This is a genomic window from Streptomyces tricolor (assembly GCF_002155905.1).
Taxonomy (GTDB): Bacteria; Actinomycetota; Actinomycetes; order Streptomycetales; family Streptomycetaceae; genus Streptomyces; species Streptomyces tricolor.
This window is the reverse complement of sequence record NZ_MUMF01000936.1, coordinates 1-1,537: the sequence shown is the minus strand read 5'-3', so window position 1 is coordinate 1,537 and position 1,537 is coordinate 1. Positions and strand designations below refer to the sequence as shown.

3 protein-coding genes and 1 pseudogene are annotated in these 1,537 nt (G+C 74.2%); 1 reads left to right on the top strand and 3 read right to left on the bottom strand.

Annotation, left to right across the window (positions count from 1 at the left end; all coding sequences use genetic code 11):
- Positions 1 to 218: SSI family serine proteinase inhibitor (locus CCN44_RS41645; RefSeq protein WP_208639948.1), on the top strand; the 218-nt coding region annotated here is incomplete at its 5' end.
- A 209-nt stretch (positions 219 to 427) separates the two neighbouring features.
- Here the strand turns inward: CCN44_RS41645 and CCN44_RS41640 are convergent.
- The 3 genes and pseudogenes from CCN44_RS41640 to CCN44_RS47130 form a co-directional block, all read right to left on the bottom strand.
- Positions 428 to 637 (bottom strand): CDGSH iron-sulfur domain-containing protein, encoded by a 210-nt coding sequence (locus CCN44_RS41640; protein ID WP_079080801.1) that lies wholly within the window; start codon positions 635 to 637, stop codon positions 428 to 430.
- Positions 618 to 1,259 (bottom strand): HemK2/MTQ2 family protein methyltransferase, encoded by a 642-nt coding sequence (locus CCN44_RS41635; protein ID WP_086704409.1) that lies wholly within the window; start codon positions 1,257 to 1,259, stop codon positions 618 to 620. The genes CCN44_RS41640 and CCN44_RS41635 overlap by 20 nt, the downstream gene beginning before the upstream one ends.
- 33 nt (positions 1,260 to 1,292) lie before the next feature.
- Positions 1,293 to 1,537: pseudogene (locus tag CCN44_RS47130) on the bottom strand (iron-containing redox enzyme family protein); the annotation flags it as partial.

Here is a 1,537-nt window from a genome sequence, read left to right as displayed (position 1 = left end):
CCCATCCCGCCCCGGCCGACGCCTGCGCCGAACTGCGCGGTGTCGGCGGCGAACTCGACGCCCTTAAGCCGTCCGACGACGTGATGTGCACCAAGGTCTACGACCCCGTCGTCGTCACCGCCCAGGGCGTCTGGCAGGGCAAGCGCGTCTCCTACGAGCGCACTTTCGGCAACGCGTGCATGAGGGACGCCGTCGGCGGCAGCCTCTTCGCGTTCTAGGACCGGGATCGCAGGAGTCCCCGTGGACGCCGGATCAGGCCCGCAACTGGGGAGTGCGGCCCCCTGGAGCGGGGAACCTGCGATCTCGCACCGGGACCGGCGGGCGGAGTGGGGCCGCCCGCCGGACCCGGTCACACAGCCGCTCCCCGGATCGGCCCGTGGGGGGCCGTCCGGGGAGCGGCGAAAAACAATCTGTTTCGACGGGGTGTTCAGGCCCTGCGCCGGTGACTCGTGTCGCACCAGGGGTAGCGGCGACTGCGCCGGCAGGTACACAGAGCGACACGGAACCGGTCCGAGAAGACCGTGCTCCCGTCCTCCAGTTCGATCTCCACGGGCCCTTCCACCAGGAGGGGCCCGCGCCGTTGCACGGTGATCCGGCGCGCCCGGTCGGCGGGGCGGTCAGCAGGGTTGTTCGGCACGGATGACCACCAGCTCTTCCCTGTCCTCGGCCGGCGCGAGCAGCCCGCGCCGGCGCAGCCAGTCCTCCCGGGAGCGCAGCACCGGCCCGAAGGGGATCCAGCGGCGCCGGACCACCGCGGCCTTCAGCCCCGCCGCCCGCAGCAGCTCCAGGGTGCGGCCCGGACCGCTCAGCGCCGAGTGCACCAGCAGCAGCGTGCCGCCCGGGTTCAGCAGCGCCGGCGCGTCCCGGCAGATCCGGTCCAGCAGCAGCCGCCCGTCGTCCCCCGCGTCCCAGGCGAGGGACCGGCCGCGCGGACCGCGCCGGGTGGCGGGCGCCGGTACATAGGGCGGATTCGCCAGGATGAGGTCGTACGTCCGGCCCCGCACCGGTGCGAACAGGTTGCCGCGCCGGATGTGCACCGGCAGCCGGGCCAGCCACGCGTTCAGCCGGGCCGTCCACACCGCCCGCCGGGACACGTCCACCGCGGTCACCTCGGCGCCCCGCCGGGCCGCCAGCAGGGCCAGCGCACCGCTCCCGGTGCCCACGTCCAGCACCCGGGTGCCGGGCGGCGGGGCCACCTCGTGGAGGGCCTCGGCCAGCAGCTCCGTGTCGTCTTGCGGGGCGTACACACCCGGTAGCACTACTACGGTCACACCGTCCGGATACCCGGGGAATCACGATGTATGGGATGCCTGCTGTTCCTGGGGTGCCGGCGGGGACGATGCCCGGGGCGTGTGCACGGATGATGCCCGGGGTGCCGGCGGGGACTGCTCCAGGGGGGTCCGCAGGGACGAGCGGCCGGCGCGCCAGCAGGCGAGCAGCCGTCGGGCCAGCCGGTCCTCCAGATACTCCGTCGCGTCGATCCCGAAGGCGATGTCCGGCGCCAGCTCCGGCTCCTCGGCGAGCAGGCCGCCGATCA